The 26,798-nt window shown below is 54.6% G+C and carries 23 protein-coding genes; 12 read left to right on the top strand and 11 right to left on the bottom strand.

Annotation, left to right across the window (positions count from 1 at the left end):
- Nucleotides 1-10 precede the first annotated feature (10 nt).
- Nucleotides 11-511 (bottom strand): hypothetical protein, encoded by a 501-nt coding sequence (locus ACT3UM_RS03930; RefSeq protein WP_498896309.1) that lies wholly within the window; start codon nucleotides 509-511, stop codon nucleotides 11-13.
- 366 nt (nucleotides 512-877) lie between these two features.
- Between ACT3UM_RS03930 and ACT3UM_RS03925 the strand changes: the two genes are divergently transcribed.
- The 4 genes from ACT3UM_RS03925 (at nucleotide 878) to ACT3UM_RS03910 (ending at nucleotide 4,988) form a co-directional block, all read left to right on the top strand.
- Entirely contained in the window at nucleotides 878-1,891 is a 1,014-nt protein-coding gene (locus ACT3UM_RS03925; protein ID WP_009287368.1) for a Bug family tripartite tricarboxylate transporter substrate binding protein, read from the top strand.
- Between the two features lie 97 nt (nucleotides 1,892-1,988).
- The gene (locus tag ACT3UM_RS03920; RefSeq protein ID WP_027958069.1) at nucleotides 1,989-2,438 is read left to right on the top strand and encodes a tripartite tricarboxylate transporter TctB family protein; all 450 of its coding nucleotides are present in this window, start codon (nucleotides 1,989-1,991) and stop codon (nucleotides 2,436-2,438) included.
- 9 nt (nucleotides 2,439-2,447) lie between these two features.
- Complete coding sequence (locus ACT3UM_RS03915; protein WP_498896306.1) at nucleotides 2,448-3,956, top strand: tripartite tricarboxylate transporter permease; 1,509 nt, start codon at nucleotides 2,448-2,450, stop codon at nucleotides 3,954-3,956.
- A 21-nt stretch (nucleotides 3,957-3,977) separates the two neighbouring features.
- Nucleotides 3,978-4,988: an AbrB family transcriptional regulator gene (locus ACT3UM_RS03910; RefSeq protein ID WP_498896304.1), complete on the top strand. Its 1,011-nt coding sequence runs from the start codon at nucleotides 3,978-3,980 to the stop codon at nucleotides 4,986-4,988.
- Here the strand turns inward: ACT3UM_RS03910 and ACT3UM_RS03905 are convergent.
- From ACT3UM_RS03905 to ACT3UM_RS03880, 6 genes are all read right to left on the bottom strand, one after another.
- Complete coding sequence (locus tag ACT3UM_RS03905; RefSeq protein ID WP_498896302.1) at nucleotides 4,981-6,360, bottom strand: sensor histidine kinase; 1,380 nt, start codon at nucleotides 6,358-6,360, stop codon at nucleotides 4,981-4,983. The genes ACT3UM_RS03910 and ACT3UM_RS03905 overlap by 8 nt on opposite strands.
- The gene (locus ACT3UM_RS03900) at nucleotides 6,353-7,054 is read right to left on the bottom strand and encodes a response regulator transcription factor (protein ID WP_498896300.1); all 702 of its coding nucleotides are present in this window, start codon (nucleotides 7,052-7,054) and stop codon (nucleotides 6,353-6,355) included. Before ACT3UM_RS03900 ends, ACT3UM_RS03905 begins: the two co-directional genes overlap by 8 nt.
- A 14-nt stretch (nucleotides 7,055-7,068) precedes the next feature.
- Nucleotides 7,069-7,764, bottom strand: a complete 696-nt coding sequence (locus ACT3UM_RS03895; RefSeq protein WP_498896298.1) for a response regulator — start codon at nucleotides 7,762-7,764, stop codon at nucleotides 7,069-7,071.
- Between the two features lie 87 nt (nucleotides 7,765-7,851).
- Complete coding sequence (locus tag ACT3UM_RS03890; RefSeq protein WP_498896296.1) at nucleotides 7,852-9,258, bottom strand: ATP-binding protein; 1,407 nt, start codon at nucleotides 9,256-9,258, stop codon at nucleotides 7,852-7,854.
- Nucleotides 9,258-12,380: an efflux RND transporter permease subunit gene (locus ACT3UM_RS03885; protein WP_498896294.1), complete on the bottom strand. Its 3,123-nt coding sequence runs from the start codon at nucleotides 12,378-12,380 to the stop codon at nucleotides 9,258-9,260. Before ACT3UM_RS03885 ends, ACT3UM_RS03890 begins: the two co-directional genes overlap by 1 nt.
- Nucleotides 12,377-13,591 carry an efflux RND transporter periplasmic adaptor subunit gene (locus ACT3UM_RS03880; protein ID WP_498896292.1) on the bottom strand — a complete coding sequence of 405 codons (1,215 nt, stop codon included), beginning with the start codon at nucleotides 13,589-13,591 and terminating at the stop codon, nucleotides 12,377-12,379. The genes ACT3UM_RS03885 and ACT3UM_RS03880 overlap by 4 nt, the downstream gene beginning before the upstream one ends.
- Before the next feature lie 216 nt (nucleotides 13,592-13,807).
- Here ACT3UM_RS03880 and ACT3UM_RS03875 point away from each other — a divergent pair, with 216 nt between their 5' ends.
- On the top strand, nucleotides 13,808-14,398 hold the full coding sequence (locus ACT3UM_RS03875; RefSeq protein ID WP_498896290.1) for a TetR family transcriptional regulator C-terminal domain-containing protein: 591 nt from the start codon (nucleotides 13,808-13,810) through the stop codon (nucleotides 14,396-14,398).
- Between the two features lie 24 nt (nucleotides 14,399-14,422).
- Here the strand turns inward: ACT3UM_RS03875 and ACT3UM_RS03870 are convergent, their stop codons facing one another.
- Both ACT3UM_RS03870 and ACT3UM_RS03865 read right to left on the bottom strand, forming a co-directional pair.
- Nucleotides 14,423-15,226 carry a helix-turn-helix domain-containing protein gene (locus ACT3UM_RS03870; protein WP_498896288.1) on the bottom strand — a complete coding sequence of 268 codons (804 nt, stop codon included), beginning with the start codon at nucleotides 15,224-15,226 and terminating at the stop codon, nucleotides 14,423-14,425.
- 108 nt (nucleotides 15,227-15,334) lie between these two features.
- Nucleotides 15,335-16,345 carry a zinc-binding alcohol dehydrogenase family protein gene (locus tag ACT3UM_RS03865; protein WP_498896286.1) on the bottom strand — a complete coding sequence of 337 codons (1,011 nt, stop codon included), beginning with the start codon at nucleotides 16,343-16,345 and terminating at the stop codon, nucleotides 15,335-15,337.
- A 122-nt stretch (nucleotides 16,346-16,467) separates the two neighbouring features.
- Here ACT3UM_RS03865 and ACT3UM_RS03860 point away from each other — a divergent pair, with 122 nt between their 5' ends.
- Nucleotides 16,468-17,352 (top strand): LysR family transcriptional regulator, encoded by an 885-nt coding sequence (locus ACT3UM_RS03860; protein WP_498896284.1) that lies wholly within the window; start codon nucleotides 16,468-16,470, stop codon nucleotides 17,350-17,352.
- A 117-nt stretch (nucleotides 17,353-17,469) separates the two neighbouring features.
- The gene (locus tag ACT3UM_RS03855; RefSeq protein WP_035585230.1) at nucleotides 17,470-18,354 is read left to right on the top strand and encodes an alpha/beta fold hydrolase; all 885 of its coding nucleotides are present in this window, start codon (nucleotides 17,470-17,472) and stop codon (nucleotides 18,352-18,354) included.
- 61 nt (nucleotides 18,355-18,415) lie between these two features.
- Here ACT3UM_RS03855 and fabF read toward each other — a convergent pair whose 3' ends face one another.
- Nucleotides 18,416-19,687, bottom strand: coding sequence for a beta-ketoacyl-ACP synthase II (gene fabF, locus ACT3UM_RS03850; RefSeq protein ID WP_498896282.1), 1,272 nt, complete (start codon nucleotides 19,685-19,687; stop codon nucleotides 18,416-18,418).
- An 81-nt stretch (nucleotides 19,688-19,768) separates the two neighbouring features.
- Between fabF and ACT3UM_RS03845 the strand changes: the two genes are divergently transcribed.
- Nucleotides 19,769-20,410: a TetR/AcrR family transcriptional regulator gene (locus ACT3UM_RS03845; protein ID WP_035585227.1), complete on the top strand. Its 642-nt coding sequence runs from the start codon at nucleotides 19,769-19,771 to the stop codon at nucleotides 20,408-20,410.
- A gap of 191 nt (nucleotides 20,411-20,601) precedes the next feature.
- Nucleotides 20,602-22,785: an OsmC domain/YcaO domain-containing protein gene (locus tag ACT3UM_RS03840; protein WP_498896280.1), complete on the top strand. Its 2,184-nt coding sequence runs from the start codon at nucleotides 20,602-20,604 to the stop codon at nucleotides 22,783-22,785.
- Between the two features lie 90 nt (nucleotides 22,786-22,875).
- On the opposite strand, the gene ACT3UM_RS03835 is transcribed toward ACT3UM_RS03840, so the two are convergent.
- A complete protein-coding gene (locus ACT3UM_RS03835; RefSeq protein WP_498896278.1) occupies nucleotides 22,876-23,778 on the bottom strand; it encodes a LysR family transcriptional regulator in 903 nt (300 codons plus the stop codon).
- Nucleotides 23,779-23,879: 101 nt separating this feature from the next.
- On the opposite strand from ACT3UM_RS03835, the gene ACT3UM_RS03830 reads away from it, so the two are divergent.
- The 3 genes from ACT3UM_RS03830 (at nucleotide 23,880) to ACT3UM_RS03820 (ending at nucleotide 26,797) form a co-directional block, all read left to right on the top strand.
- Nucleotides 23,880-24,095, top strand: coding sequence for a DUF2798 domain-containing protein (locus ACT3UM_RS03830; RefSeq protein ID WP_498896276.1), 216 nt, complete (start codon nucleotides 23,880-23,882; stop codon nucleotides 24,093-24,095).
- Between the two features lie 185 nt (nucleotides 24,096-24,280).
- The gene (locus tag ACT3UM_RS03825; protein WP_144811351.1) at nucleotides 24,281-25,744 is read left to right on the top strand and encodes an alanine/glycine:cation symporter family protein; all 1,464 of its coding nucleotides are present in this window, start codon (nucleotides 24,281-24,283) and stop codon (nucleotides 25,742-25,744) included.
- A 39-nt stretch (nucleotides 25,745-25,783) separates the two neighbouring features.
- Complete coding sequence (locus ACT3UM_RS03820; RefSeq protein WP_498896274.1) at nucleotides 25,784-26,797, top strand: asparaginase domain-containing protein; 1,014 nt, start codon at nucleotides 25,784-25,786, stop codon at nucleotides 26,795-26,797.
- Nucleotide 26,798: the final 1 nt, after the last annotated feature.

The following is a 26,798-nucleotide window of genomic DNA, read 5'->3' as shown; positions in this document are numbered from 1 at the left end:
CTATACGTCATCAAGACATGGCCAATGACATCATTCCGACAACAGCGTCATCATCAAGATCCATCTGAGTGACGAGTTTGCTTAGTTGGCTCATAGCCTCTTGAAGCGAATTATTGAGGCTACTGATTTCCTGTTGCAGGGCGTCAAGTTTTGCTTGTCGTTGTTCATCGTTTAGGGACTGGTCGCGCATAACATCTTCCAGTTCCTGCTGTTTCTCCCTTAATTTTTCTCTATATTCAGCAACTCGCTTTAGTAACTCTTTGACCTCCTGTGGGAGATCGCTTTCATCGATTTTAGTGTTCTTCGCTTCCTGTGTGTTACCAGCCTTTTCTGAAGCTGAGGCTATGCCTCTAGCCACGGGCGAAAGATCCAAGTGAATACTGGTATTGGAATCCGTCGTTGCGGCGTTGGAAGAAACCGATGTTGTTGTTACTTGCTGGGCATTTGACGGCTCACTACGTAAAGGATGTGCGTCTAAAGGGGCACTCCCGGTAGGTAAAGAGATGGTCATGGCAATCTCTCGATAGTGTTAAAGGCTATTTTAAGCAGGCGCAACAGCGACTACGCAGGCCTGCTTAGGGAAATAGGTTCTAAGCAGGCTAATAGTACTATCGACAGTCCGAACCAATACTTTAGCTTACGCTAAGAAACACCTAGATAACCTGAAAGTCAGTGGAATATTGATAGCGATCTTTTTCTGCACAGCCATTGATGCAGGCATCGCGTTGTTCAATCGGCAGGTAGTTAGTGAGGACTAGACTTTAGTTGCGTTCTTACTTTATGCAAGGTTGGTGACAGTTTCGGGGAGTAGCGTTCTAAGCTCACAGCGAGATACCTGTGCGAAAACCAAACAAACCTATAAAAAGAGAGCCACGCTATGCTTAACACTTCCAGTGCTTCCTTATCGTTTAATATCAAATCGATATTGGTAGGGGCAACGGCCGCCATTGCCTCTCTATCAATGGCGCTTCCTGCTGTAGCTGACGACTTTCCCTCTCGACCGCTCAACATGGTGGTAGGTTTTGGCACCGGCGGAAGCGCGGATCGTATGACCCGCATGATGTCAGGGCCTATTTCCGAAGAGCTAGGTGTGCCGGTACAAGTAACTAATCGCCCCGGTGCGGGCACTCAGGTTGCTTCTAATTACGTCCTTAACGTGCCTGATGATGGTTATACCGTCTATGCCTCGACGTTTGCTCCTTACTTAACCAACTCGATCCTGACTGGTGATGCAGAGTTTAGTGTCGACGACTTTTCTTATATCAACTTCCAGTGGTTTGATTTGGATCTAATCGCTGCAAATAAAGACAGCGGTTATGAAGACCTGCCAAGCCTGCTTGAAGCGATCCGCGAAGAAGAGGGTCAAGTACGCGGTGCGGTGGTTCAAGGCTCTGCTGGTCACTTAATGGTGCGCTTGCTACTTGATGAAGCAGGTATTCCCCAAGATAACCTCAACTTGGTGACCTATAACAGCGGTGGCGAAGCCCGTTCAGCGGTAGCGGGTGGGCAGGTGGATTTCGTCTCTATTAGTGCCCAGGGCAGTGAGGGAATCCGTGAGTTCTTAACCCCGTTGGCGATCGTAAGTGATGAGCGCATTGAGCAGTGGGATGCACTCCCAATCAATGAAGCGCTGGCGCCGATGAATCTTGAGGTGCCCGTTCTTCAGGGCTCAATGCGCGGCTTTGCAGTGACCAGTGAAATGGAGCGCCAGCATCCTGAGCGTTTCGAGAAGATCTCCTCGGCTATTCAAAGTGCGCTTGCCCGCAAAGATGTTCAAGAGCAGCTTGAGCGCAACGAAATGGGCGGCGTTTGGGTAGGCCCAGAGCGCTCCAACGAGCTGATGCGCGAAAACTATCAGGTGTTTGAAAAATACGCTCACCTGCTTAACTAATTTTCACGACCAGGTTTTTCCGAACAGTTTTTTCGAACTAGTCCTTCCATGATAGCTGGCCCCTCACATTAATGAGGGGCCAGTATGGGGTTTTACCATGTCTGAATGTAAACGTGACTATGGGGACTTTATCGTTCTCATGGGTCTGGCTGGCTTTACACTATGGTATTTATTAGACGCCATTCGCGTATCCGCCACACCGCAAAACCTGCTGCTTATATTGCCACTTGCCGTTATCGTGTTAGCGATTATTGCACTCGAGTTGATCCTGCGTATTAAACACGGCTCGCTGTTTCGCTCCTCTGAAGAAGAACCGCTGCATAAAACATTACCTGTTGTGGGTCTCTTCGCCGCCTATGTAATGTCGCTTGAAGCGATAGGCTTTGATATTGCCACCGTAGCGTTTCTGGCGCTTTTCCTGATCCTTAAGGGGGAGCGCAATTGGTTGTTGGTAGGTGGTTATAGCGTCGTTTTTGGGCTGAGTGTCGCGTTCTTTTTCTCGCAGATGCTGCCGTACCCGATGACACTGCTGCTGCTTCCAAGCTGAGGAGATACCATGATTGATTTTGGCGCAGTAGGGCAGAGTTTTGATCTGCTTTTTTCTAATTTTGGCCCTTGGTTGGTGGTAGTGCCGGGTATCGTACTGGGGCTTATTTTTGGCGCAACGCCAGGCCTGCAGATATCAATGGCTATGGCCATTTTCCTGCCGATGACCATGTACATGGACTTTATTCAAGCCATGTTGTTCCTTACCGCTATTTTTACTGGCGGCTCATTTGGTGCCGGTATCCCAGCCATTCTGATGAATATTCCGGGTACCTCTTCGGCAATCGCTACCGCGTTTGATGGTTACCCCATGGCGCGGAAGGGGCAGCATAACCAGGCGTTAGGTGTCGCGTTAGCCTCCTCGGTGATTGGCGCGCTGATGGGCTACGTGGTGCTGTTCTTTATGATACAGCCGCTTTCCTACATGGTGCTGAGATTGGGGCCAGCAGAGATGTTTGTGGTTATTCTCTGGGGGATGACGCTGATTGCGAGCTTGAAAGGTGAACAGGTACTTAAAGGCTTGATTGCAGGGTTTGTTGGCCTGTTAGTTGGGACGATTGGGTTTAGCGAAATCGGCTTGGCACGCGGGACGATGGGGCAGACTTACCTGTTGGACGGCGTCCCCGTCATTCCTGCCATGATGGGTATGTTTGCAGCTTCAGAGCTATTTAAGCTAGCTAATAAAGGCTTCATCGTTGAATCCGCCGATGCCCGTAAGGTCAAGGTGAGCGAGATCTTCGAAGGTTGCAGAATGGCGATGCGCTACCCTGTTGTGATGATTCGAGGTGGTTTGATCGGGGTATTGGTTGGGGCGGTTCCTGGGGTGGGCTCCTCCGTGTCTAACCTGCTCTCTTACATAGAAACTAAGCGCCGTGACCGGGATCCCGATTCATTTGGGAAGGGCAATCCGAAAGGGGTCGTGGCGTCTGAGGCGGCGAATAGCAGCTCCGAAGGGGGCTCGATGGCAACACTGCTGGCACTAGGGATTCCCGGCGGTGGCGCTACAGCGGTAATGTTAGCGGCGTTTGCTATGCATAATATCACTGGCGGCCCGCAGTTTATTCGCCAACAAACCGATGTGGTTTACGCGATTATCTTCGCTAACTTTGCCCAGGTGTTTCTACTGGTGATCATCGGTTTACTGTTTATTCCTCTCTTGGCCAATATCGTCAAAGTGCCCATGCGCTACTTGATACCTTCTGTGTTGGTGCTGGCGGTAATGGGATCCTTCGGGCTAACCGGCAATATGACGGGCCCCGCTACGGTACTGGTGTTTGCGGTGATCGGTTGGATATTTCGCCACTACGGCTACTCCGTACCCGCCGCTGTTATCGGCATGCTATTAGGATCGTTGGCTGAAAAATCGCTACTTCACTCCTACCAAATCAGTGGTGGCGACATTACGTACGTTTTTGAGCGCCCAGTAACGCTGGCTATTTTTGCCTTACTGCTGATCTCGCTATTTAGCCAGCCTGTAATGAAGCAGCTTAAAGCGCGCCAAGAGGCTGCTCAACTATGATTCTTGAATTCAGAATTTGAAATGTTGAAAAGAACTGTCATTACCGTTGGCTTGGGTTTTATGGGTGGCTGGTTTGCCACCCTTTTTTCATTGCCCTTGGCTTGGATGCTTGGGTCTCTGTTTATGGTGATGGGCTTATCACTGATGGGGGTGAAAACAGGTGTCGATAAGCGCCTGCATCGCACTGCCATCGCACTGCTAGGGCTATTTATAGGGAGTCGAATCCAAGCAGATGAACTCGTAGGATTGGTGTTGTGGTACCCCAGTGTGCTGGCAATGCTGGTTTATATGGGACTAATGCTGATCGGCGGATTCTGGATTTTTAACCGAGCAAGTGTAGGACGCATGAATGCTATTTTTTGCTCGTACCCAGGGAGTATGAATTCAGCGCTGGTGCTGGCTGAACGTGCAAATAGAGATTTACGCTGGATCGCCATCTCTCACTCGCTACGCTTAGTCACCGTGGTCTCGGGTGCGGCTTTCGTGGCGAGTTTTTTTGTTGATGATGTAGCGCTTGCCAGTTCGCCATCAGCGCTAGCCTTAGTCGATATCTTGCCTCTGTTATTGGCACCACTATGTTGGTGGTTAGCGCGCTTGTTAAGAATTCCCCTGCCTGAGTTTTTAGGGCCCATGGCCGCAGGGGCCATTATTGCTAACCTTGGATTTGATTACTCCCTGCCGACTGGGGTAGTGCTTGCAGCCTTTCTGGTGCTGGGGGCTTCTGTAGGCTCGCGTTTTTCAGGAACTCAGTGGTCGCAGGTAGTCAGCATGGGGCGCTATGGGATTACATTTGCCCTATTTGCGTTGGTGGTAGCGGCGCTAATGGCATGGTTGGTTTCAAGTTTTACTCAACTAGCCTTCGTTGCTGTCCTGCTTGCGTTAATTCCTGGTGGAGTAGGAGAAATGGCGGTGATCGCCATGGTGATGGGTATCGACCCAGTCTATGTTGTTTCTCACCACATACTGCGTCTACTGTTATTGATCTTTATGACCCCGCTAATGCTGCGAATAGTTAATCAGCCGCTTAAATAGCGGGGAAAGTCACCGTAACCTCAAAGCCGCCCTGGGGTCGATTCGTTAACGCCAGGTGGGCAGAGTGCGTCGTTGTAATTTGTTCCACAATGGCCAGACCTAATCCGCTTCCAGGCGTATGTTTGTTGTGGCGGAAAAAGCGCTCCGTCAATTTGGAAAGCTGCGCTTCCTCCACGCCGGTACCCTCATCGCTAACCGTTAAGGTTACTTGGCGCGAGTCAGCCGTTAGTGCAACGGTTATAACGCCTCTATAGGCCATGCTGCCACCCGCATGCACGCTGGCATTTTCGATGAGATTGGTCACCAACCAACGCAGCATAATGGGGTCGCCCAAAATGTTAGGTATTGCTTTATGTTGATCAAAGGCGAGTTCTTGGCTTTGTTTATAAATATTAGGGGCAGTCTGGGCACAGGCATCATGGCAAATGGCGATTAAATCGACACTTTCGAGATGAGACGTATCGACTAATTCGCTGCGTGTCTTGGCGTATTTAAGCAGTTGCTTAACGGTATGACTGGCATGTTCAGCGATGCGTTGAATCTCTCGCAGGCTAGTATGAGCGGGTGATTGCGAGGGGTCTTTAAGCGACATTTCCGTTAAAGCGCGAATCTCTGAGACGGGTGTTCTAAGCTGATGCGAGACATCAGCATTGAGCTGCTGAGTGCTTTCAATACTGCGCCGCATACGCTGCATTAAATGATTAATGCTCTGGATTAGCGGCAGGATCTCTTTTGGGGCTGCATCATCCAATGCATGCAAGTCATTCGGTGAACGTTGTCGCAAGGCTTGGCTAACCGCGTTAAGAGGTGCTAACCCAAGGTGAATGGCTAAAAGTGCAATTGAAATGGCTAGTAATCCTGTAACGACCATTAATCCTGTGAGCGTTATCATGAAGTCGTTGGTAAGGGTGTGGCGGGCTTCCTTTGATTCGGCGACGACGACTTCAATGTCTACCGGTTCGCCTCCGCGCCGGAACGGAAGGGTGAGCGCAACAGCTCTTAAAGCATTGCCCGCATAATCTACATCATAAAAAATCGGCTCTTGTGACGTTTCGGGTGGATCTGTCAAACCGCTAAAGCCTGCGATTATGTCTCCGTCATTTTCTTTAATGCGATAGAAAATTTTTCCTTCACCTCTGCTGCCAAGTGTACTGATGCTGAAATAGTGCATATTGATGCGTAGCTCGCCATCCGCTGTGTAAATTCGACGCTCCAGCCGCTGGGCTGCATTAAGTAGCAGGTCATCAAAGGTGGCATTAATTTGCCGAGACAGCAGCAGGTGACTAGAGATCAATGCCAAGATAGCGAGGGCGGTGAAAGGCAGCCCAATCCATAAAAGCAGCCGACTGCGGATCGATTGGCGTTTATTCATCGTCAGGGGCTTCCACGTCTTTAGGTTCGCAGTCTTTAGCTTCCAGGTAATAGCCCAGACCGCGTACCGTTTTTAAGCCGAAATCGTAGCCAATTTTTTTACGAATCCGGGAGATGTAAGTTTCCACCGCGGCGTAGCTGACCGTCTCATCTGAGGTGGATAGTCGGTCGATAATTTGATCCTTATTAACGAGGCGATTTTGGTTTATCAGCAGGTACTCCATGACTTCTAGCTCGCGGCGATGCAACAGCAAGGGTTTGCCGTCAAGCCGAAGCTCCATGGCATCAGGTAAAAACTCTAAGCGCCCGCACTGCAGCGTTTCTCCGCCAAAGTGCTTGGCACGCCGCACTAACGCCCGGGCACGTGCAGTCACTTCTTCCAGCGAAAAAGGCTTGCATAGATAGTCATCTGCACCCACTTCAAGACCATGTATGCGCTGATCTAGGCTGTCGCGTGCCGAAATAATCAAGACAGGGATCGTATCTTGCTGGTGGCGTAATGTGCGTAGTAGGGAGATGCCATCCAATTCAGGCAGGCCAAGATCCAATACCAACAGGTCGTACCCGCCCTGTTCAAGCATATGGAGTGCTTTTCTGCCATCGTCGGCGACATCAATGCTAAAGGCAGCCTCGCTAAGTGTGGCTGCAATAGAGTTAGCTAGATTAACGTTGTCTTCTACTACGAGCGCCTTCATACGTCGTCCTATTGTTACCCCTCCGGCTGATACTTATAGCCGACGCCATACACCGAACGGATAATTTCCAGTTCAGGCAGCGCTTCGTGGATCTTCTTGCGCAGCTTTTTGATGTGGCTGTCTACGGTGCGCTCCGAGACGATGCGGTTGTCACGGTACATGTGATCCATTAGCTGCTCGCGGCTGAAGATACGTCCCGGCGCCTGCATCATCACCCGCAATAGCTGAAACTCCACTGCCGTTAGACCTAAATCCTGCCCGTGGGCGAGCGCTTGCCAGCCATCTTCGTTTAATACCACCGGTGCGTTTTGCACCTCGGCTGGGGCATCGGCCGCCGCTTGGCTACGGCGTAGTACCGCTTTCACCCGGGCGACGACTTCCCGTGGGCTGAATGGCTTGCAGATATAGTCATCGGCGCCCAGCTCCAGACCCAGTAATCGATCCACCTCTTCCACCTTGGCGGTGACCATAATGATCGCAATGGTCGGCCACTTTTGACGAATTTCCCGGCTGAGGGTGAGGCCATCTTTACCCGGTAGCATGATATCGAGTAGCACCAACGCAGGGGAGTGCTGCTCCAGCCACGGCATCACCTCATCGCCGTGACCCAGGGTCGTCACCTCAAAACCGTGGGTGGTTAAGTAGTCTGCCATTAGGCGGGCAATCTTCGGTTCATCCTCAACAATCAGTAAAGAGGCAGCATCAGACATAGCGGTAGACTCGCTTAACAGTGAACGTAAAAGCAGGGCTTAACGGTTCGTGTAGTATCAGTTTTGGTGGTACTAATCCCGGGAATATTAATCAGCAGCCAACAGCGGAAAACGTAGCGTCCAGCGTAGCCCACCCAGCGTTGAGCTAGAGGGCGTCAGCGTTGCGCCGTGGGCATTAACCAGGGCGCTGGCAATCGAGAGCCCCAAGCCGCTGCCGCCGCTGGCACGGCTGCGCGAGCCTTCCACACGATAGAGCCGCTCGGTCAGGCGGGCTAATTCACCTTCCGGCACGCCTGGGGTAGTGTCTTCCCAGGTGACCACCGCCATCCCCTGGCTCTTGGTGAGCGTGACTCGCAGCTCACCCGGCGGCTGGGTGTAGGCGCAGCTGTTGTCCAACAGGTTGTTCCACAGCTGGCGCAGGCGCTGGGCATCGCCACGAATCATAATGCCAGGTTCGACCTGTTCGGTCAGCGTTAACCCGCTTTCGACTAACCAGCGGTCGGCGTCGGCCAGGCGGCTGACGAGGCAGTCGCTCAGATCCATCGGCGCCAGTTGGATATCCAGCGCACCCGCGTCGCTTTGCGATAGCAAGCGCAAATCCGCCACTAAGCGCTCTAGCTGCCCCACCTCTTGGGCGAGGGAACTAAGGTTCTCCTGGTTCAGCGGGCGAATGCCATCCTGCATGGCTTCGATCTCGCCGCGCAGCACCGCCAGCGGCGTGCGCAACTCGTGGGCGGTGTCAGACACCCAGCGGGCGCGGGCATCGCGGCTGGCTTCCAGCGTGGCCGCCAAGACGTTGAAGTCGCGCGCCAAGCGCGACAGCTCATCGCGACCGCGCTCGGGAAGACGGGTGCGATAGTCGCCCTCGGTAAGGCGCAGCGTAGCCCCCGCCAGTGCTCGGGTGCGCCGACCCAACCACCAAGATAGCCCCCCCGCCAAGAGTAACGAGGCAACGCAGAGTGAGACTACGATAAGCACCAGGTTGCGCTGTTGGCGCTCCAGGAAGCGGCTCTCCATGCGTTCCATCATTTCTCGGGGAGGGCGGAAACCCAGCGAGCCGATATGGGTATCGCCGCTTTGAAGGGTGAGCCAGTGCCAGCTACCCGAACTTTCTCGTCCACTTCTGGGCGGGACCACAAAGCGGTTATCGGCGGCGCGCAGAGTGAAATCCCGCGCCTCGCCTAACGGGGAAGGGCGATCGCGGTGCTCCTGGCCGAGCTCAAAGCGGACGATATACGGCCAGCGTTCCGGCGACTGCACCAGCCACTCCCAGCTCTGCTGGGTTTCCCAGCGGGTGACGAGTCCATCAGCCAGCAGTGTGGCGCGGCGCTCCTGGGCTTGATTGAGGTAGTCGAGAAAGCCGCGGTCGATACTGTAAGAGACCGCCAGAAACATACTGGCTGAGATTGCTACATTGACACTGAGAATAATGACGAACAGTTTGAGTCCCAGCCGAGAGGGGCGCCATTGACGTATCGCTGTGGGCAAGGCCATCAGTGGGCTCCTTTTTCTTGGCTAGGCTTTTTATCTAATGCAGGTTGGCGCGGTGCGTTAAGTCGTTCGCGGATGTTCTCCATGCCTAGATAGAGGCAGGGCACCAGGATCAGTAGTATCACTGTGGCGAAAAGCATACCGAAGCCGAGCGAGATCGCCATGGGGATCATAAAGCGCGCTTGTCTGGAGGTTTCCAAGATCATCGGTGCCAGGCCGAGAAAGGTCGTCAGCGTGGTCATCATTATTGGCCGCAGGCGGCGGGTGGCGGCCGCCACAATGGCTTCCCGGGCGGCCATGCCTTCGCGGCGTTTGCGGTTGGCGTAGTCGATCAGTACCAGCGCATCATTAATTACCACGCCGGATAGTGCCAACATGCCGAGCAGGCTGATGATCGAAAGCCCAAAGCCCATGATCATATGCCCAGCGACGGCGCCAACAATGCCAAAGGGGATCGCGGCCAGCACCAGCAGCGGCTGTAGGTAGCTTCTGAAGGGAATAGCGAGCAAGGCGTAGAGCGCGGCAATCATTAACCACATGGAAGTTTTTAGCGTGGCTAAGTTGTCGGCGGTGTCCTGCTGACGACCACCCATGCTGACTTCCAGCCCTGGCCAGGTCGCTTCCAAATTGGGGAACACCTCTTCCTGTAGTGTGGCAAGCACTTGGTTAATGGCCAGGTCGCTTTCGGAGTCAGCGGTGACGGTAATAATCCGCCGCCCGTTAATGCGTTCAAGGCTGCTAGAGGCTTGGCTGATGGTAATGTCGGCCACCCGGGAAAGCGGTACACTTAGCCCATCAGGCGTGCGCACCGGCATGCGGTAGAGCGCATTCAAACTGTTGCGGTTGTCGTTGGGTAAACGTACCTCAACGCTGATTTCGCTGCGACCTACGTACTGTTCAAGCGCCGTGGCGCCCTGGAGGGGGCCGCGCAGGGCTTGGGCCAAGTTATTACCCGTCAGCCCCAAGGCGCGGCCTTCGGCAGAAAGGCGCATTTCCAGCTGTGGCTTACCGTCTCCCAGGCCGCTGTCGATATCCGTGAGGCCATAGCCGCTTAGCGTTTCTGCTAAGCGTTCGGCGGCGGCTTCCAGCACCTGGGTGTCCGGGTGTGAGAGGCGTAGACTGAGTGCCGCGCCACTACCAGGGCCGCCGACGTCGGCTTCAAAACGCACCGACTGGGCGCCGAGTAAATCGCCGGTGAGATCACGCCATTCCCGGGCGATGCGTGAGGGTGGCCACGCTTCCAGGCTTTCGCTGGCAATATCTAACCGCACTTCCAGGCTTTCGCCGTCCAGGCGGCTGCGTGAACTGCTAAAACTGAGGGTCTCTTCGCGCTCGCTAAGGACATCGGCAGCGTCGAGCAGCTGTTGGCTTAGCTCGCGGCTAATGCTGATATTGCTGCCAATGGGTAGGGTGACCGTGGCCTGCACCTGATCCGATTCGACCCGTGGCATTAGCGAGAAACCCAACCGCCCGCTCATCGCCCAGGAGAGCGCGATGAGCAGAATGGCGATGCCCAGGGAAATGCTCAGCAGGCGTTGGTTCAGGGCGCGCTGCAAGAACGGCTCAAACTGGCGGTAGGTAAAGTGGTGTAAACCGCCCTGAAGCCGCTGGCGCAACGCTTCAAGGGGGCGTTGCCACGCCGGGGTTTGGCGGGGTTTGCGGCTATGCGCCAGGTGGGCAGGCAGAATCACCAAAGCTTCCAGCCAGGAGATCAAAAACACCGTCACGACCACCACCGGCACGGTGGCAAAAATCAGCCCCAAAAAACCGGGTAAAAATAGCAGCGGCAGGAAGGCGACAATATTGGAGAGAATCGCGAAGGTCAGCGGCGTAGCAATTTCGCTGGCGCCTTTGACTGCCGCATCGCGCAGCGAATAGCCCTCTTCACGGTAGCTGTAGATATTCTCGCCGACGATAATGGCGTCATCGACGACGATCCCCAGAGCGATAATAAAGGCGAACATCGACATCATATTGAGCGAGACGCCGATCCAGGGCAGAAACAGCATGGCGCCGAGAAACGCCGTGGGGATGCCCAGGGTGACCCAGAACGCCAGCCGCGCTTCTAAAAACAGTGCCATGAGTACCAGTACCAGCGCTAGCCCCATCCAGGCGTTTTTAAGCAGCAGACTGAGGCGGGCTTCGTAAATCTCTGAGCTGTCGCGGGAAATATCCAGGCTAACGCCTTCCGGCATGCTGGCGCGCAGGCGTTCAAGCTCACCGTTGACCGCTTGTGAAATACTGGTCGGGGTTTGGTCACCAATCTGGTAAACATCCACGGAGAGGCCGGGTTGGCCGTTATAAAACTCTTCACGGTCGGTTTCGGCAAAGCCATCGCTGACTCTGGCGATCTCGCCCAGGGTAATCGGCGACCCCTGAGTGCTGGTCAGAATCGGCAGCTCGGCAAAAGCCTCGGCGCTGTTGCGGCGGCCTTGGTAGCGAATTAGCCATTCCCCTTCGGCTGTCGTTAGCTGGCCACTGGCAAGATCTAGCGCCTCTTCGGCAATGCGACTGGCCAGTTCCTGATGGTCGAGGCCATAGCGCTCGATGGCCTCTTCGTCCAGGTGAACTTGAATCTCCCTCTCGCGGTTGCCGGATAGCTCCGCTCGGGATATGCCGGAAGTGGCTTGCAGCTCACCGCGTACATCTTCAGCCGCGTTGTGCAGTGCCTCCAGTCCGACTTGGCCATATACCTGCAGGCTCAACACGCTTCGGGAGCGCCCCGCTAGGGTAAAGCGGGGTGGGTCGGCAGCGCTGGGCAGGGTAGTGATGGCGTTCACTGCCTGCTGAATATCCTGATAGGCGCGCATCACATCCACACCATCAATCAGCGTGGCGTTGACGCTGGCGCTGCCTTCGCTGGCCGTGGCGGTCAGCTCGTCGATGCCTTCTACATCAGCAATCGCGGCTTCTACCGGTAGCAGCAGGCTCTGTTCCACATCTTCCGGCGTGGCGCCTGGGTAGCTGATAGAGACTTGCACAACTTCGGTTTCGAACTCGGGGAAGACCTCTTTTTTAATCGCCAGCGAAGCCATGAGGCCGCCGACGATAAACAGCACCATCAGTAAGTTAGGCGCTACGCCGTGATCCACCATCCAAGCTAATGGGCCGCGTGGCACTTTCATGACTCATCTCCCGGTTCATCTTCCGCTTGAGCCGGGGTGTCGTTGGGGCGGCGGACGCGCACTAGCTGGCCTTCTCTGGGCTGGGCCAACCCAGCGGTGACGACCTGCTGGCCGGTTTCCAACCCGCTACGGATTAACGCATCATCTTCACCGCGATAAGCCAGCGTGACCGGTGTACGGCGTAGGCGGTTATCTTCATCTACCCGCCATGCTACGTCACCTGGACGAAGCGCCGCAGACGGCAGAGAAATGAGCTGCTCCTGAACAGCCGGTTGGAAAGAGGCGCGCAGCACATCACCCAGGCGCAGGGCAGGGCCGTCGGTCTCTAGGGCGAGCGGGTCGTTAACGGCGATCAACAGTTGAGCCTGCAGGCCATTCTCTTCAAGGCTAGGCAGCATCGAGACCAGTGTCCCTTGGCGTGTGGCGGCTTCGGGCCAGCCGCGGCTGGTTAAGGTGACTGTGGTGCCCGCTTCCAACCACTCAGTCCACTCACCGGGGAGCGAGGCGCGCACCCAAAATTGTTCCACGCCCACCAGATGCAGCACCTCGGTACCTTGGCTGAGCAAGCTGCCAGCACCGACCAAGCGTTCTTGCACCATAGCTCGCCAGGGCGCGATGAGGGTGGCGCGCTCCACATTGAGCGCCGCTTGATCGCGAGCCACCCGCGCTTGGGTGACCTGAGACTGGGCTTGGCGCAACTGCGGTTCGCGCAGTACCAGCGCCCGACGTTCGGCAGAGAGCTGGCGGCCAAAAGATTCGTACTCGCTGCGAGCCCGCTGCTGTTCCGCCTGCTCTAGCGCTAGCTGGGCCTGGGCGTTGGCGAGCTGGGCCTCGGCATCTTCAAGGGCTAGCTGTAAGTCGGCTTGGTCAATATAGGCGACCGGCGCTTGCTGCTCGACTACCTGGCCGGGCACAACGCCGTCGGCAAAACGCTCCAACTGGCCCGCCACACGGCTGGCCAGCATTGTTTCCTGCTCCGCCTCAACGCGACCAAAAGCATACAGGTTCGGAGCCTGGGCACTAGCGCTCACCGTGACGACGTCTACCATACTAGGCAGAGGCTCCGGTGGTGGGGTACGCTCTATACGCGGTGGTTGGGTAATAATCCACCAAGCAAGCGCCAATGTGGCAACAAGAATCAATAATGCAACCACGGCACCTAAACGAATGCGGCCATGTTGATGCGTAGCGTAATAGCGAGAAAGAGTCATTACCGCGCGTCATCCATTAGGAGCGAAAATTCCAGAAAAATAAGCGTATGATGCTAGGGTCTCGCATTGTTAAGCAGCCATTAGTCAAACAATGTGCAAATAACATGCAACCGCTACTTCACTTGCATCCGCTGGTTTGGTTTTAGCTTAACTTGGCTTTTATTCACTTGGTTCTCTCACTTGAAAACAATAGACTGACTGGTCTACTTTAAGATTATGAAAAACAATGCAACCCGTGACAAACTCATCGATAGTGGCGCCCAGCTGATTAGTCAGCAAGGCTACAATGCGACGGGCATTAATGCCGTGTTAAAAACTTGCGGTGTGCCCAAAGGCTCCTTTTATCACTATTTCTCCAGCAAAGAAGATTTCGGGCTGGCGGTGATCGAACGCTTTGCTACCCGCTATGATGAAACCCTGGTGGCGCTGCTGGAAGATAATGACACGCCGCCGCTCGAACGTCTAAGGCGTTACTTCGCGGCTGGCCGTGAGCATATGCACGAATGCAATCACGCCACAGGCTGTTTGATTGGTAACCTCGGCCAAGAACTTTCGGGCCAAAGTGACACCTTCCGTGATGCGCTAAATCTGGTCTTTCAGCGCTGGGAACAGCGCTTCGTGCAGTGCCTGAAAGACGCCCAGGCGCAAGGTGATATTGCCATCCATACCACGCCAGAAGCGCTCGCCAGCTTTATCCTTACCGGTTGGGAGGGCGCTATTCTACGCGCCAAGACATTGAAGTCTGTCGAGCCCATGGTGCACTTTGAAACGATTCTATTTCAGCAGGTGCTGGTGCCTTCGCCTTAACCCCTTTTCCCTCTCGCTTGTGCTCTAGTGACGAGCACGGAAGTGATGCTCTTCAGTGGCTACATCGTTTCGGGTTGCAGCTATGAGGGCATCATCGAGTGAAGGGTCATCCAGGGCGATTAAACCACACTGTGCCAGCGCTTCGCGTAGGCTGACTTGCTCATCCAGGCGCTGATACACCACCCGCACACAGCAGGGCATGCGCTCGCTGTTATCCGCCACGCCCATTTTTAAGCCGGTCAATCGCGTTACTTGGCTTTGAAAGCTCGGAAACAGAATCGTCTGGGTGATTTCGTGGCCGTTAAGGGTTTCGTGGTCGACCAAAAACAGCCGATCCGCAAGCTTAACCGCGGTGCCTACATAGCGATTGTGGCACGGGCGGGCGCCGGGGGCGGTCTGCATCCGCTCGGTGCGCTGATAAACCACGCCGCCCTCTCGCTCTTCCAGGCAAACCAAGGTACGCATCAACTGCCCCGGACGGGACATAGAGTGATAAAGCTCAAAGTAGCGACCTATATAGCGTTCCATCCCTTCGCTGCCGCGCTGAACCAGTGCGTTCGGCCACGGCAATGCTGCTGGGGTTGCTTCTGACTTCAGTTGGCCGGTTTGCACCAGGGCACGAAAATCGTGGTGGGGAAGCGCAATATCCTCAGTGGTGACGCCAAAAAAGTGGCAAATGCGTTGTAGTGCCGCGTGGCTGGGACGGTAGCGCCCACTCAGGTAGCGGTTAAACTGAGCACGGTTGATCGCTAAACGCCGACAAACCTCAGCAATAGACGGGTAGTAGCTGCAGAGCAGGCGCAGGTTGGCCACGAAATCGTCATGCATGGGGTGACTCGTTTCTCTTAGTGTCGTGGCTGCCTAATGTGATGGTTCACGCCCCAGAGTGCAACGGCCCGGTGCCAGGGCCGTCGCGTCAATTAAGCGGTAGCTTGTTTAAAAACCTTCCAAGACCAGTTTGCCGATCGTGCTGTTGCTCTCAATAAGTGCGTGCGCGCGTATTAGGTTCTCAGCGTTAATGGGGCCTAATGCTTCCCCTAGGGTGGTTTTCAACCGGCCACTATCAACCATGCCCGCGACTTCCATCAATAAGTCGTGCTGCTTGGCAAGATCGTCCGTGGTGAACAAAGGGCGGGTAAACATCAGCTCCCAATGCAGCGACAAGCTTTTCATTTTGAGCTTACGCACATCAATCAGCTCCGGGTCATCAATAAGCGCCAGTTTGCCTTGCGGCTTAAGGGCTTCAATAATGGCCTCAAAGTGGTGATCGGTCTGGTTAAGGCTGATCACCATATCCACCCCGTCAAAGCCTGCCATTTTAAGCGCCTGATCAAGTGGTTGGTGGTGGTCAATAACGGCGTCCGCGCCTAGCGACTTCACCCAGGCTTGGCTTTCAGGCCGGGATGCCGTGCCAATGACGGTAATATCGGTGAGTTGTTTGGCAAGCTGAATCAAAATGGAGCCTACTCCCCCCGCCGCGCCAATCACCAACAGGCTTTTGCCTTTAGTGTCGCGCATGCCCAGCTCTAGGCGGTCAAACAGCAGTTCCCAAGCGGTAATGGCGGTGAGCGGCAACGCAGCGGCCTCAGTGTCAGAGAGGCTTTTTGGCGCTAGGCTGGCGATGCGCTCATCGACCAGTTGATACTCGGCGTTAGAGCCCTGGCGCGCAATGTTGCCCGCGTACCACACTCGGTCGCCCGGCTGAAAACGCGTAACGGCGCTGCCAACGGCATCCACAATGCCCACAGCATCGTACCCCAGCACTCGCGGCTCGCCGGTTTTCGGCAAGGCGCTGTTGCGCACTTTGGCATCAACGGGGTTTACGGAAATGGCGCTAACCGCAACACGAATATCGTGGGCTTCTGGGGTTGGGGTGGGTAATTCAATCTCTTGAAGCGCATCAGGATGATCAATAGGCAGGCTTTGGGTAAAGGCAATCGCTTTCATAATGGGTAGTCTCGTGAGTTTAGGTTGCGCCATCATGCCTGGATGTTGTTTTGCTAAAAAGAGGGGTAATCTTGCTAACAGTTTCTAATAAATTTTGAAAATAGTAGGCGCCAGAGGTTTTAATGCGTGTCGATGATCTAAAAGTGCTGATCTATGCTGCCGAGCACGGCAGCCTTTCTGCCGCTGCACGGGAGTTAGCGATTACTCCAGCGGTGGCCAGTGTGGCCATCAAACGTTTGGAAGATGCGCTAGGCACGCGGCTATTGGTGCGCTCTACCCGCAGTTTGCGGCTAACCACCGCGGGCGCACACTACCTTTTGCACGCTAAAGCGGCGCTCAATGCTCTCAACCAAGGCGAGAAAGAACTTCACCGCGAGCGCCAAGAGATCGCTGGAGAGCTCAGTCTTGCCATGCCTTCCGACCTGGGTCGCAATGTGCTGCTGGGCTGGTTGGACACCTTTATGGCCCAGCACCCGCAGTTGCATTTACGCCTGCGAGTAAGTGACCGCGTGAGTGATCTGTTCCGCCAACCCGTAGAAATCGCCCTGCGATACGGCGTTCCGGAAGACTCCAGCCTCGTCGCATTGCCGCTTAAAAGCGATAATTATCGCGTGGTATGTGCCTCTCCAGACTATATTACGCGTCATGGCAGTCCTGCTTACCCCGACGATTTACATCAGCACAACTGCCTATGTTTCGTGCTTGGCGAACGTGTTCATAACCAGTGGAAGTTCGGGAGTGACAACATCAACGTAAAAGGCAATCGGGTGAGCGACGATGCCGATTGTGTGCGGCGCTGGGCATTGGCTGGCGAGGGCATTGCTTACAAGTCACGGCTAGACGTTGAAGAAGATCTTCGCAATGGTCGCCTAGTGGCAATGCTGGAGGAGTTTCCCAGTGAGCCAACGCCGCTCTATCTTGTGTGCCCTCATCGCCTCTCACTAACGCCTGCCGTGGTAGCGTTAAAAGACTTTCTTATCCAGCAGTTAAAAGGTTACAGCCGCTAGCGGCTGAGGTCAGGGTTTAACATCAACTTGTATTGCGAATCACTGATATAGGCGTTTATAAAAGGGTTACGCGATTACGTTGTGTTAGTTACATTGCCAGCAGATCAGGAGAACACCATGTTTCATGGGTTTGAAAAACAAACGCGCCACGTTAACGGCGTCGAGATCGCTTTTCGAATGGGTGGCAGAGGCCCGGCACTGCTACTGCTTCATGGTCACCCTCAGACCCACGTGATTTGGCACAAAGTGGCAGAAGAACTTGCCCAACATTTCACCGTTATCGCCGCGGATCTGCGCGGCTACGGTGACAGCAGTAAACCCGACGATGATCCTGAGCATCTAAATTACTCCAAGCGCGCTATGGCTGCCGATATGGCAGAACTGATGAGCACGCTGGGCTTTGAGCATTTTAAAGTGCTAGCCCATGATCGCGGGGCGCGGGTTGCCCACCGTTTAGGGGTTGACCACGCTGAACGCGTAGAGCGCATGGTGCTATTGGATATCGCCCCGACGCTTGCCATGTATCGTGGCACTAATGAGGCCTTTGCGCGCAGCTACTGGCACTGGTTCTTCTTGATTCGTCCCCAGCCGCTGCCGGAAATGCTGATCCAGAGCGATCCCGCCCAATATCTGAAAAGCGTCATGGGTGCCCGCAGTGCCGGTATGGCGCCTTTCTCTCCGGAAGCACTGGCGGAGTACGGGCGCTGTCTCGCTCTACCCGGTACGGCTACCGGCATTTGCGGTGACTACCGCGCCAGCGCCACCATCGATTTGGAGCATGATCAGGCCGATATCGATGCGGGCGTAAAACTCACCTGCCCGTTAAAAGTGATGTGGGGCGCGGAAGGCGCCATTGAAGCCTGCTTTGATGCCCTAAGTGAATGGCAAAAAGTCGCCATTGATATAGAAGGCAAGGCGCTTCCTTGCGGCCACTACATCGCTGAGGAAGTTCCCGAAATGCTGCTTGAGGAAGCGCTATCGTTTCTATGCAAGAAAGGATGACAATATTGTTTGGATAAACCGATCATAGTCTGGCGGCAGATCGGTTTATTTATTTCCCTCTTTAACGCTCGATACTGCTAATAATAAGCGCCGCATTGACGCCACCAAAACCGAATCCGTTGCACAATACATGCTTAGTGACGTGCTTCTGATGAGTCGCCGTGACGAAGGTTAAATCCTGCATATCATCATCGCAGTGCTCAAGATTGATGGTAGGCGGAAGTTGCTGCGTATTGGCTGCCAATACAGAAAAAATACTCTCGATGCCCCCTGCTGCGCCTAAGAGATGGCCTGTGGCGGCTTTCGTTGCCGAAATCGGGATGGCGGGCAAGCGCTCGCCGAATACATTACGCAATGAAGCAATTTCAGCCCGGTCGCCAACGGGTGTCGAGGTGGCGTGGGCATTGATATGGTCAATAGCATCAGTAGATAGGTTCGCCATGCCTAGCGCTGCTTGAATCGCTGCTGCTGCGCCAGCCCCATCTTTTGGGCCTGCCGTCAGGTGGTAGGCATCCGCGCTGGTACCGTAGCCGCTGATCACCGCTAACGGCGTTGCACCCCGGGCGACCGCATGTTCAAGCGTTTCGATCACCATAACGCCAGCGCCTTCTCCCATCACAAAACCGTTACGGGCTTTATCAAAGGGCCTGGACGCGCGTTCAGGGTGGTCTGCTTCTTTGGAAACGGCCTTTAGAGCGTTGAAGCTGGCCAGTGAAAGCGGGTCAATACACGCCTCGGCGCCGCCGACGAGGGCTACATCGGCTTCTCCATTGCGTATGATGCGCATACCGTCACCAATGGCCTGTAGACCTGCCGCGCAAGCTGTAACCGGGCATCCCAGAGGGCCTTGAAAACCATAGCGAATGGAGAGATTGCCAGCCGCCAAATTGGCCAGAAAGGCGGGCACCGTGAAGGGGGAGAGTTTGCGATAGCCGCGCTCAGCAAGGGTTTTTTGGGCTTGAGTAATGGTAGGGAAGCCGCCAATGCCAGAGCCAATAATGGTGGCCGTTCTGCGTTTTTGAGCCTGCTCAACGGGGAACCAGTTGGCCTGTGACAGTGCCTCATGGGCTGCTGCTAACGCATAAAGGCTGAACAGATCCATTTTGCGCTGCTCTTTGGGGTCGGCTATCTCATTCAGGTCAATACCGCCGCTGGGGTCTTGGTTAATGCTAGGCACCACCCCAGCAATTTTGATCGGGATATTGCTGGTGTCAAAGCGGTCAATGGTGCTGATGCCAGACTGGCCGTCAACCAGTCGCTGCCAACTTTTATTGACGCTGTTGCCTAGCGGGCTGACCATGCCCATGCCGGTAATCACGATAGGTGAGTGCATAGTGGCTCCTAATTTATTGATATGGTCACCCTAGCAATGGGCACTATATGATCAAGATAATATTTAGCTGACGAGGTAGATATGCCTTATCCCAAGAGCCATAAATCGAAAACCAAAGAGCGCATTTTGGCTTCGGCGACGGAGCTATTTAGCCGCAATGGGTTTCAAAAGGTATCGATTGGCCAGATCATGAAACTAGCCAAGATGACCCACGGCGCCTTTTACGCCCATTTCGCTTCAAAAGAGGCCCTTTACAATGAGTCTGTTCGCCTGACCATTGATAACAGCCGGGCGGCTAGACTGGTAAAAGGCCCGCTTTCGTTACAGCATCTAACCGAATTAGTCGCCAACTACTGCAATCTCCAAGAGTTGGAAGCTAAGCATAAGCCGGGGCCTGAAGCGGTACTGTTTAACGAAATAGGCAGTGAAAAAACAGAAATCCGCACCCTGTTTGAAGCGTCTTATATGAGTATGAAAAAGATGCTTGAAACCCGTTTAATAGCACTGAGCAAGTTGAAACAACTCCCTTTTGCCAATGACCGCAACGCGATTGCTGATAAATCCCGGGTTATATTGGCTTCCCTGGTAGGGGCCGTCGCCATTGCCAAAAGTCTGCCGGGAGAAGTGGAGCGCAAGCAGGTGCTGATAGCCACACAACGCCAGATTTTACTAATGCTCGGGGTCAGCGAAACCGAGGCAGAGAGTATGCTGCAAGCACAGTAATTCCTTCCTCTCCTGGAGAGATCGCCAAGATGCTGCTGTAGCAAGCACTGCCGTTTTCGCACGACGAGTGGTGGATGATTTGGGCGATGGCCCAAGACGAAGCGGGTGAAAAACTGGATAATGGCTGCCATTCGCCTACCGGCTTAAGTATTTAATGGCCCAGGCACACTCATTACCCCGGACGCCCGCTCATGGAAATCAAAGTTAACTATCTCGACAACCTCCGCCTGGAGGCCAAGTTCGACGATTTTACGGTCATCTCTGACCAGCCAATTCGCTATAAGGGCGACGGCTCGGCGCCTGGGCCGTTTGACTACTTCCTGGCTTCGTCGGCCATGTGCGCTGCCTACTTCGTCAAGGTGTACTGCAGCGCACGGAATATTCCCACCGAGAATATCCGCCTGTCGCAAAACAACATTGTCGACCCGGAAAACCGCTACAAGCAGATTTTCAAAATCCAGATCGAGCTGCCGGAAGATATATCGGATAAGGATCGCGAAGGCATGCTGCGCTCCATTGACCGCTGTACGGTGAAGAAAGTCGTCCAGACCGGTCCCGAGTTCCAGATCGAGGTGGTCGAGAACATCGACGAAGACGCCCAGGCGCTACTGATGGGCGCCCCGGAAGGCGGCAGCACCTATATCGAGGGCAAAGACCTACCGTTAGAGCAGACCATCGCCAATATGAGCGCGATCCTTGCCGACCTGGGCATGAAAATCGAGATCGCTTCCTGGCGTAATATCGTGCCCCACGTCTGGTCACTGCATATCCGCGATGCGGCTGCCCCCATGTGCTTTACCAACGGTAAAGGCGCGACCAAAGAGAGTGCACTGTGCTCGGCATTGGGCGAATTTATCGAGCGCCTGAGCTGCAACTTCTTTTACAACGACCAGTTCTTCGGCGAAGAGATTGCGGGTAGCGACTTTGTTCACTACCCCAATGAGAAGTGGTTCAAGCCGGGCCCGAACGATGAACTGCCTGCGGAAATCCTCGACGAGCACTGCTTGGCGATCTATAACCCGGAAGGCGAGCTTTGCGGCTCAAACCTGATCGATACCAACTCGGGTCGCGAAGACCGGGGCATTGTCTCGCTGCCTTATGTGCGTCAATCCGATGGCGAAACGGTTTACTTTCCTTCCAACCTGATCGAAAACCTGTTCCTAAGTAACGGCATGAGCGCGGGCAATACCCTGGTGGAAGCCCAGGTGCAGTGCCTGTCGGAAATTTTCGAGCGAGCGGTGAAGCGGGAAATCCTTGAGCAGGAGCTAACCCTGCCGGATGTACCGCAGGAGGTGTTAGCGAAATACCCAAGCATAGTAGAGGGCATTAACGCCCTGGAAGCCCAAGGGTTCCCAGTGCTGGTCAAAGATGCTTCCATGGGCGGGCAGTTCCCGGTCATGTGCGTCACGCTGATGAACCCACGCACCGGCGGCGTGTTTGCCTCCTTTGGCGCCCACCCGAGCTTTGAAGTGGCGCTGGAGCGCAGCCTGACCGAGCTGCTGCAAGGCCGCAGCTTCGAGGGCCTTAACGACCTGCCGCTGCCGACCTTTAACTCACAGACGGTTTCAGAGCCCAACAACTTTGTTGAGCACTTTATCGACTCGGTGGGCGTGGTTTCCTGGCGCTTCTTTAGCGCAAAGCCTGACTTTGAATTCAGCGAGTGGGACTTCTCCGGCAGCAATGAAGAAGAGGCCGACACGCTGTTTGGCATTTTTGAAGAGCTGGGCGCCGAAGTGTATATGGCGGTACACGAAGACTTGGGCGCACCGGTGTGTCGTATTCTGGTGCCGGGCTACTCCGAGGTGTACCCCATCGAAGATTTGATTTGGGATAACACCAATAAGGCGCTGGATTACCGTGAAGATATTCTCAACCTGCACCGCCTCGACGACGATCAACTGACTGATCTGGTCGAGCGGCTGGAAGAGAGCCAGATGGATGACCACGCCGATATCATCACCCTGATTGGTATCGAGTTTGATGAGAACACCGAGTGGGGCCAACTGACGATTCTGGAGCTGAAGCTGTTGGTCTACCTAGCTTTGCAACGCCATGAAGAAGCACTGGACTGCGTGCAGATGTTCCTGCAGTACAACGACAACACCGTCGAGCGCGGCCTGTTCTACCAGGCGGTGAATGCGGTGCTGGAAATTGTGCTGGATGATGAACTGGAACTGAACGATTACCTGCACAACTTCCAGCGTATGTTCAGCGAAGCGACCATGGCGGCGGTTGTTGGCTCGGTGAGTGGCGAGGTACGTTTCCACGGACTAACGCCAACGAATATGCAGTTAGACGGCCTGGAGCGCCACCAGCGCTTGATTGAAAGCTATAAGAAGCTTCATGCAGCAAGGGCGGCTAAAGCAGGCCTCTAAGCATTATCCACGAGAGTTGATAGAGCTCTGCTGGCCTTACGGCGTCAGCAGAGCTGGTTATTTGCAGCCAGCTTGCTCCGAACAGGCGATCTAATCAGCAGAGTGGAACCAGGATTGGTAACTGAGAAATTCGATTAACTCGCTGCGAAATAGCTTGGCCCGCGCTGAAAGGCTACGCCGATAGGGCCATACCAAAAAGATCTCTCTGTGGCGTCCCTGCCACTCAGGGAGCACTCGTATTAATTCTCCCGCTTGTAAGCTGTTCGCCACCATACTGGCGGGCATCAATGAGATACCTGCCCCAGATAGAGTGAGATTAAGCACAATATTCATATCGTTACTGATATGGAAATGGCTCTTGTGACAAGCGTGCTGACTACCCTCTTGATGGAACAGCTGCCACTCGCTAAACATCTTTGCTGCCACGCTGGGGCACGCCTGTAGTTCCTCAACCTTGCTGGGAATAGGGTGCTTCATCGTCGGAGAAGCCACCAAAATCGGCTCTATATAGCCCAGGTATTTCTGTATCAGCGTCGAATCTTTTTGTGGCCCAGAGCGAAGCGCAATATCCGCTTGGTGATCGCGAATATCGACCACGTTGTTATCTAACTCAATAGTGAGTGCAATCTCAGGATAGCGGTGAATAAAGTGTCGCCAAAACGCATCTAGTGGCCCGCTCCCCAGATTGACCGGCGCCATAATCTTCAACGGCCCGCTCAGGCTATGCAGCGTCTGATCCAGATCCAATATGCGCTGATCCAGCGCGAGCACTAGCTCTTCACACTCGCGATAATAGGACTCACCGTGGGGCGTTAACGTTAACCCTTTAGTGGAGCGATGGAGCAGTTCTACGCCTAGCGTGGCCTCCAGTGCGCTAATACGCCGCGACACGGTGGCGATAGTCATCTTTAGCTTTGCCGCCGCCGCCGTAAGGCTGTGTTGATTGGCAGCCACGATAAAGATGTTCAGGTCATCCAGAGAAGGCTTTCGCATTTTGCAATTCTGTAAAATGGTTTCTTATATATTGGCATATATTACCGTAATGGGTGTTTGATAGCCTTGTCCCAGGTAAATAATGCTTTTAAGGACACCCCATGAAACACAGAATTATTTTCGCGCTACTGATGTCGTTCGCACTCTCGCTGATTATGTCGGCGTGGGTGACTTATGTGAATATCGGAGCTCATCCCGATTTTGTGGCTATTTGGATGCATGCATGGCTCCTTGCTTGGCCAGCTGCGGGGATCATCGCGTTTATCAGCGGCCCCTTTATTCATAAGCTAGCCCATCGCATTGCCGAGAAGATCTGACGGCCCGCCTGATGCACTCTGGTGCACCCACTGATGCAGTGAGTGCACACAACTGCATCGCTGCGCCAAATTTAATCCTGCCCCACGCTTGGTACAACATTCTCCGCGGCGCGAATTCCAAAAGCGCGATAGCAAACGACGCGAATTCCAACATAACGCTAATACAAAAACGCGGAGAGAATCACATGCTTGATATGCTCAATGACCTCCTATGGGGGAAGGTTCTGCTAGTGCTGCTGGTGGGCGTTGGCATCGGTTTTACCGTTGCGTCCCGCTTTGTGCAGTTTCGCTATTTCGGTGAGATGTTTCGTATCCTTGGTTCCGGCCAAGCCTTTAAGCGTAATAAACACGGCCATTTAAGCTCGTTTCAGGCGCTGGTGCTTTCAGTAGCCGGGCGTGTCGGTGGCGGCAACATCGCCGGTGTAGCGGTGGCGATTACGCTGGGTGGCCCAGGGGCGATTTTTTGGATGTGGTTGGTGGGCTTAATGGGTATGGCCACCAGCTTTTTGGAATGCACCCTGGCACAAACCTATAAAGAAGCCGAAGGTGACGGCACTTACCGCGGCGGCCCGGCGTACTACATCGTTAAAGGGTTGGGTAAACAGTGGCGCTGGCTGGCAGCGTTCTACTCGGTACTACTGCTGTTGACCTTCGGTTTTGCGTTTACCGCACTGCAATCTTATTCGGTGGCGACCTCTTTCGGTGACGCTTTCGGCGTACCGGTACTGTATAGCGGCATTGGTCTTGCCATGCTGGTGGGACTGATTATCTTTGGCGGTATTAAGCGTATCGCACGTATTTCCGAGGTATTGGTGCCCTTTATGGCGGTCAGCTATATCGCCATTGCGCTGCTGGTCATCGCCATGAATATTACGGAAATCCCTGGCGTGATTGCGCTGATTGTAAAGAGTGCCTTCGGCCTTGAACCGCTGATTGGTGGCGGTATTGGCGCGGCGATCATGATGGGTCTGAAGCGTGGCCTGTTCTCTAACGAAGCGGGCCTGGGTAGTGCGCCCAATGTGGCGGCAGTGGCCTACGTACCGCACCCGGCTAACCAAGGCATCGTGCAGGCGTTCTCAGTCTTTATCGATACCGTGATTATCTGTTCTGCCACGGCGTTTTTGATTCTACTCAGCGGTGTATACGACCCTGCTGCGGGCGCTGGCGTTGAGGGCATTGCCCTGACCCAGGCAGCACTGGCCGATCATGTGGGCGAATGGGGCCGCACCTTTGTCAGCCTGGCACTGCTGCTGTTTGCCTTCAGTACGATTCTTTATAACTACTACCTGGGCGAGAACAGCCTTAACTTCTTCAGCCGCGACAACCAAAACCTTTTTAACGCCTTCCGCGTGGCCATCGTACTGCTGGTGTGCTGGGGTGCCACTACCGATTTGGGCACCGTGTTCGGCTTTGCTGATGTCACCATGGGGCTCTTGGCGGTCGTTAACCTGTTTGCGCTGATTCTGCTGTTCAAGTGTGGCCTGCGCATTTTGAAAGACTTTGATGGGCAGCGTCGGCAGGGCATCAAGCAGCCGATTTTTGACGCTAACCAGCATCCGGATCTCGATTTGGATCCAAAAGCCTGGGAGCTAGAGCCTGAAGAGGCTGAAGCGTTAAAACAGCGCCTGGAAGGCGCACCTGCGAAGTAAGTAGTTAACTAGATTGTACTGATAAGGAGAGGAGCGCCCATGCCCCGCGTACTGATGCTCTATACCGGTGGAACTATTGGTATGCAGCCATCGCCACACGGTTATATACCCTGCGCGGGGCTGGCTGAACGCCTAACGACGCATTTGGCTTTGGACGATCCTTACCGGCTGCCAGCGTTTGATGTGCTGGAAATGCAGCCGCTGATTGATAGCGCCGAGTTAATGCCGGAGGCCTGGAATCGCCTGGTGGCGCTGCTGGAAAGCCACTGGCCGCGTTACGATGCGTTTGTGGTGCTCCACGGCACCGATACCATGGCGTACAGCGCCGCCGCGCTTTCGTTTATGCTCGGTGCGTTGAACAAGCCGGTGATCTTTACCGGCTCTCAAATTCCATTGGGTGAGCCAAGAAGCGATGCACTGAATAATGTGGTCAGCGCGCTGCAGCTTGCGGCTCACCCCGCGACACCTTGCGAAGTCACCCTGGCTTTTCATGACCGGCTGTTGCGTGGAAACCGGGCCCGGAAGGTGCGCACACAAGGCTTAGATGCCTTCGACTCACCCAACTTCCCCTGGCTTGCCGAGCTGGGCATTGGCATTAGTTTTCTCCAGCCCTCGGCGCTGCTGAGCGGACTACCGAATCTTGCGCCTATTGATGTGGACGACGAGGCGGTAGCGGTACTGCCGTTGCACCCAGGGATGTCGCTGCGCCGTGCCAAGGCGCTGCTGGAGGATGAAGCGCTAAAAGGACTGGTGCTTTATAGCTACGGGGTTGGCAACCCGCTTAGCTTTGAAGGCGAGCTGCTTAACGCCTTATCGGCTGCCAACGAGCGAGGTGTAACACTGCTTAACGTGACCCAGTGCGCCCAAGGCGAGGTGGTGCAAGGCGCCTATGCCACGGGTGCCGCACTTAACCAAGCAGGCGTGATTGCCGGCAGCGATATCACCCTGGAAGCCGCCATCGCGAAGCTCACCGTGTTAATTGGGCAAGGGCTCGTGGGGTCAGCGCTGCGCAAGGCATTGAGCGCGTCCATGCGCGGTGAGTGTAGCCGTTAAG

This window comes from Halomonas sp. AOP13-D3-9, assembly GCF_052379125.1.
Taxonomy (GTDB): Bacteria; Pseudomonadota; Gammaproteobacteria; order Pseudomonadales; family Halomonadaceae; genus Vreelandella.
The sequence above is the reverse complement of the archived record's forward strand: the minus strand, read 5'-3'. Positions and strand labels throughout refer to the sequence as shown.